The sequence below is a fragment of the Streptomyces sp. NPDC044704 genome (assembly GCF_056433525.1).
On the sequence record NZ_JBWKGY010000034.1, the window covers coordinates 48,443 to 55,619 of the forward strand.

At 65.9% G+C, this 7,177-nt stretch carries 11 protein-coding genes and 3 pseudogenes; 7 read left to right on the forward strand and 7 right to left on the reverse strand.

What is annotated here, in order from left to right:
• The first annotated feature begins 31 nt into the window (after window positions 1-31).
• Window positions 32-259 (forward strand): hypothetical protein, encoded by a 228-nt coding sequence (locus AC07B0_RS39040; RefSeq protein ID WP_478900447.1) that lies wholly within the window; start codon window positions 32-34, stop codon window positions 257-259.
• Between the two features lie 73 nt (window positions 260-332).
• Window positions 333-956, forward strand: a complete 624-nt coding sequence (locus AC07B0_RS39045) for a DUF6000 family protein (protein WP_356883718.1) — start codon at window positions 333-335, stop codon at window positions 954-956.
• A gap of 55 nt (window positions 957-1,011) precedes the next feature.
• Here the strand turns inward: AC07B0_RS39045 and AC07B0_RS39050 are convergent, their stop codons facing one another.
• Window positions 1,012-1,476 carry a hypothetical protein gene (locus AC07B0_RS39050; protein ID WP_478900448.1) on the reverse strand — a complete coding sequence of 155 codons (465 nt, stop codon included), beginning with the start codon at window positions 1,474-1,476 and terminating at the stop codon, window positions 1,012-1,014.
• A gap of 1 nt (window position 1,477) precedes the next feature.
• Window positions 1,478-1,873 carry a hypothetical protein gene (locus AC07B0_RS39055; RefSeq protein WP_478900449.1) on the reverse strand — a complete coding sequence of 132 codons (396 nt, stop codon included), beginning with the start codon at window positions 1,871-1,873 and terminating at the stop codon, window positions 1,478-1,480.
• Window positions 1,874-2,327: 454 nt separating this feature from the next.
• On the opposite strand from AC07B0_RS39055, the gene AC07B0_RS39060 reads away from it, so the two are divergent.
• On the forward strand, window positions 2,328-2,732 hold the full coding sequence (locus AC07B0_RS39060) for a hypothetical protein (protein ID WP_478900450.1): 405 nt from the start codon (window positions 2,328-2,330) through the stop codon (window positions 2,730-2,732).
• A gap of 48 nt (window positions 2,733-2,780) precedes the next feature.
• Here AC07B0_RS39060 and AC07B0_RS39065 read toward each other — a convergent pair whose 3' ends face one another.
• Complete coding sequence (locus tag AC07B0_RS39065) at window positions 2,781-3,410, reverse strand: class I SAM-dependent methyltransferase (protein ID WP_478900451.1); 630 nt, start codon at window positions 3,408-3,410, stop codon at window positions 2,781-2,783.
• 36 nt (window positions 3,411-3,446) lie between these two features.
• Between AC07B0_RS39065 and AC07B0_RS39070 the strand changes: the two are divergent.
• Window positions 3,447-3,635: pseudogene (locus AC07B0_RS39070) on the forward strand (transposase); the annotation flags it as partial.
• Window positions 3,636-3,785: 150 nt separating this feature from the next.
• Here the strand turns inward: AC07B0_RS39070 and AC07B0_RS39075 are convergent.
• Complete coding sequence (locus AC07B0_RS39075) at window positions 3,786-4,235, reverse strand: DUF4265 domain-containing protein (RefSeq protein WP_478900452.1); 450 nt, start codon at window positions 4,233-4,235, stop codon at window positions 3,786-3,788.
• Window positions 4,236-4,653: 418 nt separating this feature from the next.
• On the opposite strand from AC07B0_RS39075, the gene AC07B0_RS39080 reads away from it, so the two are divergent.
• Window positions 4,654-5,007: a hypothetical protein gene (locus AC07B0_RS39080; protein ID WP_362882742.1), complete on the forward strand. Its 354-nt coding sequence runs from the start codon at window positions 4,654-4,656 to the stop codon at window positions 5,005-5,007.
• Window positions 5,008-5,025: 18 nt separating this feature from the next.
• Here AC07B0_RS39080 and AC07B0_RS39085 read toward each other — a convergent pair.
• Window positions 5,026-5,472: pseudogene (locus AC07B0_RS39085) on the reverse strand (ATP-binding protein); the annotation flags it as partial.
• On the opposite strand from AC07B0_RS39085, the pseudogene AC07B0_RS39090 reads away from it, so the two are divergent.
• Window positions 5,453-5,914: pseudogene (locus AC07B0_RS39090) on the forward strand (ATP-binding protein); the annotation flags it as partial. The pseudogenes AC07B0_RS39085 and AC07B0_RS39090 sit on opposite strands and share 20 nt — an antisense overlap.
• Before the next feature lie 24 nt (window positions 5,915-5,938).
• On the opposite strand, the gene AC07B0_RS39095 reads toward AC07B0_RS39090, so the two are convergent.
• Complete coding sequence (locus tag AC07B0_RS39095; RefSeq protein WP_478900453.1) at window positions 5,939-6,394, reverse strand: hypothetical protein; 456 nt, start codon at window positions 6,392-6,394, stop codon at window positions 5,939-5,941.
• A 91-nt stretch (window positions 6,395-6,485) separates the two neighbouring features.
• On the opposite strand from AC07B0_RS39095, the gene AC07B0_RS39100 reads away from it, so the two are divergent.
• Window positions 6,486-6,827 (forward strand): hypothetical protein, encoded by a 342-nt coding sequence (locus tag AC07B0_RS39100; RefSeq protein ID WP_478900454.1) that lies wholly within the window; start codon window positions 6,486-6,488, stop codon window positions 6,825-6,827.
• Window positions 6,828-6,881: 54 nt separating this feature from the next.
• On the opposite strand, the gene AC07B0_RS39105 is transcribed toward AC07B0_RS39100, so the two are convergent.
• Complete coding sequence (locus tag AC07B0_RS39105; RefSeq protein ID WP_478900455.1) at window positions 6,882-7,064, reverse strand: peptidylprolyl isomerase; 183 nt, start codon at window positions 7,062-7,064, stop codon at window positions 6,882-6,884.
• Window positions 7,065-7,177 lie beyond the last annotated feature (113 nt).

The window sequence follows — 7,177 nt, forward strand, 5'->3', positions numbered from 1 at the left end:
CCTCACCCTTCGAGATCAGGAGAGATCCAGCATGACGTACCGTCCCGCCGTCTTCGCCGCCCTGCTCGAACTGGCCCGCGCCGGAAGTGCCATCGGCGACTTCTGGGTTAACGCGGCAAAGATCGTGTCCACCATGTCGAGTGTCTCGGTCCCGCAGCTCGCGACCGGGGGCGGCGCTTTCCCGCTGCAGACCACTGGTGTCGCGATTATGCGGCGTCACGGTCTGGCCTCACGATTCGCTCTTGTGGGTGGCCGCTGATGACCTCCATCGACGTTACTCGGTTCTGGGTAAACCGCTGGCAGCTGGGTCTTCGCCGGGCAAAGATGCAGCCATGCGCTATGCCAACACCGACCCCGAGCTCATGGAGCTGGTCCGGCGATTCGTCACGCCCGGCCGGCGGTACCTGCGGCTGGGTGGAAGCTTGCTGCGGTTGAGTGGGCCTGAGCGCGACCTGTTCGTGAGGGAGCTGGTCCAGGCTGCCAGGGAGATCACTCCCGCTGAGCTCAGCATCCTCTTCGAAGGTGGTTGGCGAGAGCGTAGGACTGCCTCCTGGCTGGTCGCTGTAGCCGGCAGGACCGAGTTCCGCAGCCGCATCGGCGAACTCCTGCTGGCCAGCGCAGGCCCCTACGGCGGGGCCTACTGCATCACTCTTGCCACCTTCCGCACCAGCGCGGACGCCGATCTGGTCTGCAGATACCTTGATCGCTACTTGCCTCAACCCGACCTCGTCTATGACCGGACCTTTGCTCTCAGCACACTGCTTCACCTTGATGCCGTACTTGGGACCGAGAGAGCATCCCGATACCTTGCCGCCGGTGGCCTGTGGCAGCAGTGGACCGCTGCCACGTCGAACGTGGTGCAGGATCCTCAGGAGTACCGGCAGGTCGTGGACCAGCTCTGTTCCTTCGCCAGCGAGTGCACTGAATTCTTTGCCGCATTGGAAACCAGGCACTGAGCTCTTCATCAGACTGCGCTGCTGTTCTCCGCCTGCTGATCACGCTGGTGTGACATCAGTGGCGGGGCAGGGGGACGACGCCCTTGGCGTCGTCCCCCTGCCTTTGATCCGGGACCCCAGCGGACGTGCTGAGCTGACGACGAAGCCTCTGGACTTCGTCGTCCTTGGCGGCCAGGACCGACAGGAGTAGCTGGTGGCGCTCCTTGAGCTGGGTGAGTTGCGTGTGGGTGCGGGCGAGTTTGCCGGTGAGCCTCTGGTTGAGGTCACGCAGCGGTGCGATGCGGGCCTCGCGCGGGTCGGGCTGCTGGCCAGCAGCCCAGGCGGCTGCCCTTCGCTTCTCGAACTCGTCCTTGAGGTGGCCCCAGGTCCGGTATAGGGATGCGCGGGAGATGCCCGCCTCGCGGGCGAGCGTCTTGACGTCGCAGGCGCCGCCGACTGGGATCTGCCCGGCCAGCAGCCGGTCGATGGCTGCGCGGATGCGCCGTTCGATCTGGTCACGCTGCTGAGGGCTCAGTGCCATGTCATCCGGCCTTCCCGGCTGCCTTGTCGATCTCTTCGAGAACGTGCATCGACCGCTCATGCTCGGCCCGCAGCCGGTCCTTCTCCGCGGGCGGGATGCGAGTGCTGGCCAGCAGGACGGCGCCGTTGTCGGCCGAGGTCTGCCAGACGGAGCGGTGAACGAGGTGGTGGGTGGCCTGCGGGCAGCGGGAGCTGTCACACAGCCCGGTCAGCGGAGCTACGGCGGACCTGGTGCTGGCGAGCTTGAGACACAGTGCCTTCGCCGGGTCCTCAAACCAGCAGTAGTTCGCCGAGGACAGGTGCAGGACCGACGCCCTCTTCTTCAGAAGCAGCTCGATCTGTCGGTCCGTGACTACCTTCGCCGGGCCCGGCGAGGACTGGCTGGCCCGGCTGGACACCCTCGCCGACGCCCACCAAAGGCTGCGTGAAGGCGAGCTGGTCAGTGGCCCAGCAGCCGAGACCTATCGACACCGCGTCCAGGCCCCCACCCGCTTCGCCGGCCGAGTCCTGCGAACCAAGCGCCATGCCAACGCCATGCTCGCCAACCCCGACTTGCAGATCTTCCCCGGCAAGGGCATGACCTGCGTCCTCGCCCGAAGCGGGCAGCCTGCCGCCTCCGCAGCGAGGAGGACAGCACCCGCCGCACCCCCGACCTCGACGACTGCCGCCCGAACTGCGTCAACATCGCGCGGACCGATCGCGACATCGAACAGGTTCACGTCCAGATCGAGCAGCTACGGCCGCTCGTCGACGATCCGCTGGCTCCCGCCTTCCGACACGTCCGCGAACAGCACGAGCTCGACCGCCTGGAGCGCATCGTCACCGCCCACGCCAACAGCGGAGAACCCCACGATGACTGACCGCGATACCGAACACGACGCCATCACGGCGGCGATCCAGCGGCTGCTCGACGGCCGGCCGACCCGGTCCGCCGGGGCGCTCACCACGCTACAACTCGCCGCCGAGGCAGGCGTCAAGCGCTGGGTCCTGACGCACAAGCATGTTGACCTGAAAGAAGAATTCGCCCGCCGAAAGACCGAGGCGAACGGCATCCCGCCAGCCTTCCAGCACCTCCACGCACGCGCCGTCGACGCCGAAGCCACCGCCCACGCATTGCGGGAGGACAACGACCAGCTCCGCGAGCACGTCGCCGTCTATGCCCAGGTCATCCACGAACTCCGCACAGAGCTGGACCGGCGCACCGACAACACCACCCGCCGCAGCCCCGTCCGGAGCCTGCCCACCAGCACCACCTGACGCGCGCGACGAGCGGATGGAGCCAGCCCGCCAGCCGGACGGATGGACCTATGGGCGGCGGGCCAGCAGGTAGGCGTCGAGAAAGCCCCGTTCGGAGGCCGGGTCGTGGAGCAGCCGAGCGAAAGGAACGAGTCCGGCATCGGCCAGCAGTTCGGCGAGGTGGTCCGCCGGCCAGCTGTAGGCAGGTGCCACCTTGTGGTCGAACTTGACCGGCTCTGGTCCGTCGGTCCCGAAGAAGGAGACCAGGAGCACGCCACCCGGCGCCAGGACACGGACCTGCTCGGCGAGCAGCTCAGGCAGTTCCCCCGGTGGGGTGTGAATCATTGAGTAGTGGGCCAGTACGCCGCCGAGCACACCGTCCTCGATCGGCAAGGACTCCATCCGCGCCTCCTGGAAGCGCAGCGCAGGATGGGCCCGCCGGGCGTGGTCGACCATGCCGTGGGAAAGGTCGAGTCCGAAAGCGTCCAGGCCCAGTTCGTGAAGCATGGCCGTCAGGTGTCCGGGCCCGCATCCAACGTCCGCTGCCCGCAGGTTGCCCGTCGCGCGCACCAGTTCGGCGAAAGTGCCGATCATGGCCCGGGCGAACGGCTGCGTCTCCAGCCGGTCTGCGAACAGCGATGCGTACAGCTCAACGACTCCGTCGTAGGCCGCTCTGGTCTCGTCCTGATGATTCGCCACAGGGAGGACCCTATAGCCGGTCCAATAATCGGTCTTGTGGCAGGTCAAGGTGAGGTGACGGACGCGGCGTGGGAGCGGATAGAGCCCTTGTTGCCGCAGGCGGACGCGCGGGGCCGTCCATGGCGTGATCGCCGACAGTAGGTGGTCAATGGTGTGTTGTGGCGGCTGCGGACTGGGGCTCCTTGGCGCGACCTGCCTCAGCGGTACGGGCCGTGGCAGACCGCACCATGATCGATTGCAGTCGGAAGCAACAGTTCGAAATAGGCGAGAGAACAGGAGGCAGGCACAGAGGCGTTGACCGGACTACGCGGGCCGACACGCCCCCGAAAGCGCCCACCGGCCCCGCCCCCAGCGGGGCCGTTCTCGCCGACCGGACTACGCGTTGCGCCATGCATCGGTGACACAACCGACTTCGCAGTGCCACCACCCATCCTCCTGGCCGCGGATGAGCAACGCCTTGATCCCACCAAGGTCTGCCTCGGCTGGCACGGTGAGGGCGACCAACGGGAACTCTTCGCTGAAAACCTCACCGCCCAGGCCGAAGGGCGACAGCCGCTCGTGCACAGCGTGAGCGCTTCGTCCCAGTGGACCGGACGGAACGGGCAGGACGCGGATGGTGCAGTTGCCCGACGCCTCCACCCGTTCCTTCGACCAGTGGAGACCGTCTGCATCCGTCACAAAGCGCACGATCTCGCCCTCGGCGACCCCGTTCTGCAGGAAGGGGACGTTCTCCACCCGGGCGGTATCGGCGCTCAGCCGCGTTGCCCACAGCCCCTCGGTGTCATGGGGCAGCCAGCCTTCACGCGGCACAAACCGGAACCACACCTGATCCGGTTGTTCTCAGCGGCGAGGGGCTCGGACGGAGTCATAGAAGTCACGGTCCAGATGATCGCGCACTCGCCTTCACGCATCGAACACATGTCCGGCTGCCCTTAGATGGTCGAACGATCTTCCCCGCAGACTATTGGTTGGGCCCGGGGACACCGCCCCTTCCCACACCCACACACGTTGAACGGTCAACGATCGGCTGTTGTTCCCGCGCAAACCATCCGCTTCCAGGCCAGGCCGCTGCCCGCCCGGGGCCCGTCGCCCGGCCCACGCGTCAGGCGGTGTCGGCGTACTCCTCTGAGTGCTCCGCCAAGTACAGACAGACGTGCACCGCTTGACGGTCGGCGTGATGGTTGGGATTGGCTGACCGAAGGCAGTGTCGGGGGTCTTTCGTGGGCCTGTCATGATCTCGGCCATGGATGAGATCACCAAGGTTCTGAGGCGGGAGTTCGACGCAGAGGAAGGGAGCTTCCTGCTGCGGCTGCGTGGAGATCTGGACTGGGACCGGACTGCCTTCACCTGCCTGGAGCGGGCGATGCGGGCCGCATGCGAGCGGTCCCAGTCTGACGAGAAACTCGATCGATGGGTCGCTGAGGGGTTCTATGAGGTCGCGACCTGGGTTCCGTCGTGGACGTCACATCCGAACTTTCCAAAGCCGGCGCCCGATGCCTACTTCGAGGACTGCATCGAGCGAATCGGGGATCTTGCCAACTGGTTCTTCCGGGGCTGGCACGACTACTCCGAGGGGCATGTCTGGACTGACCTGTGAAGACTCCCGGGAGCTTGGTCAGGCTGCGTCGTCCCGGTCGCGTTCGATGGCTGCGATCCGGTTCTTGAGTCGGTACCTGGGTCCGTTGATGGAGATCACGTCGCAGTGGTGGAGGAGTCGGTCGAGGATGGCGGTGGCGAGGACTTCGTCGCCGAACACCTGTCCCCATTTACTGAAGGTCTTGTTCGAGGTCAGGATGATCGAGCCCTTTTCGTAGCGCTTTGAGATCACCTGGAAGACCAGGTTGGCCTCGGCGCGCTCGAGGGGTTGGTAGCCCACTTCGTCGACGACGCGGACAGCAGGTCAGAGGTAGCTGCCGAGCTTGCTGGTCAGGCGCCCGGCAGCCTCGGCGGTCTTGAGGTTGCGGACCATGTCGTCGAGGCTGGTGAAGTAGATCGAGTATCCGGCCCTGCATGCCGCGACCGCGAGACCGACGGCGATGTGTGTCTTGCCCACTCCTGTGGGGGTCGGAAAAACACATGTCGCCCAGGCCCTTGGCCACCTCGCCGTCCGCCAGGGCGCCCACGTCCGCTTCGCCAAAACCAGCCGCATCCTCGCGGACCTCGCCGGCGGCCACGCGGACCGCACCTGGGACAAGCGCATTCGTGAACTTGTACGGCCCGACGTGCTCATCCTCGACGACTTCGCCATGCGCCAGCTCGGAGCATCCCAGGCCGATGACCTCTACGAACTGGTCAGCGAACGGCAGGGCAGATCCCTGATCATCACCAGCAACCGGGCACCCAGCGACTGGTATCCCGTCTTCCCGAACCCGGTCGTCGCCGAGTCGCTGCTGGACCGGCTGATCAACACCAGCCACCAGGTGATCATGAACGGCCCCAGCTACCGCCCGAACAAGCGCCCCAAGAACCCGACCGACAAGCCTGCCAAGCCCACGATCACCTAGTAGCGCTTGGTCGCGGGCGCGGTGTCACACGCTCCATGGCTCCAGGACACTCCACGTGCCCTCGACCGCCTCGAAGACCAACTCCGAGCCCTCGAAGACCTCCTGCCCACTCCCCGGTCGAAGGCTGCCGAAACGCTCAGCACACAGGTCGACCTGCATCAGCCCGTCGAACCGGGTGAACTGCGGGGGATCGTAGAGCACTCCCCCAGGAGAGCCCTGGCTCTCGTCGATCCGAAATCGCTTCACGTCGACCAGGTCCAGGCACACCGGCTCCCACCGCAGGGCCTCGTCCACCACCCGAACGTCGATCACAAGTCTGACGGCCCGCCCCCGCGGCTTCCATCCGAACTCCTGGTCAAGGATCACCCGGCGGACACAGGAATCACCGAACTCGTAGCGTGCCAGCAGTGCCGCGATCCCGTCATCGGTCAACGCGTACGGCCCAAGCCTTCGAGACGGTACCAGTGCTCTGAGACCCACTCTGCTCCCTTGTCGAGGTGCCCACCCACGACCACTCAGCGCATCGCCAGAGCTGATCCCGAGGTAGCTCTGGAATGAGATCGCTTCCCGCATGGCCGACACCGACGAAGCAGAATCCGACGTTGAGCACGCCGTCATCGCTCTCTGTCGACTGGCCGATGACGGCCTCGGCGAGCCTAGCCAACGGGAGGTCGTCCAACAGGCCCAGTCCCTCCTGACCGAGGCGATCGAGCAAGCCGACGTTGGCGAGTTCGACGGCAACGAGTACGGAGGAGGCGAGGTGGTTCTCTACGCCTACGGACCGGACGCCGATGCACTCTTCGCTGTCATGACACCCATCCTGAACGACCTGCCGTTCCGGCTGGCACACGTCGTCTTGCGCTACGGCTCTGTCGATGCCCCATCGGCTGCCGAGCGCCGCGTCGAGCTCTGATGAGACGAGTCACCAGAGCCCCAGCCAGGTGGGCACCTGGGGAATTACGTGAACTTACCCCTGGGGAAATACGCGAACGTCCACAACTGTGTAGTTCGTTCGCAGCGCGGAATCGCCGCAAACGACGAAGAACTGTGAACCGTTCGTGGCCGGACCGGCGTTGGCCATCGCCAGCAGGCCGCGCCCATAGAGGCGGCGCGCGCCGGTCGGATCGGTCGGTGCCGGCGGCAGGTCCACCGGCAGCTCGTCCTTGTACTAGGCAGTGTCTTCAAAGGGGCTTTAGCCAGAGGAACAGGGATGCGATGGTGACGGCTGCCTGGTAGGACTCGCGGGTTTTGTCGTAGCGAGTG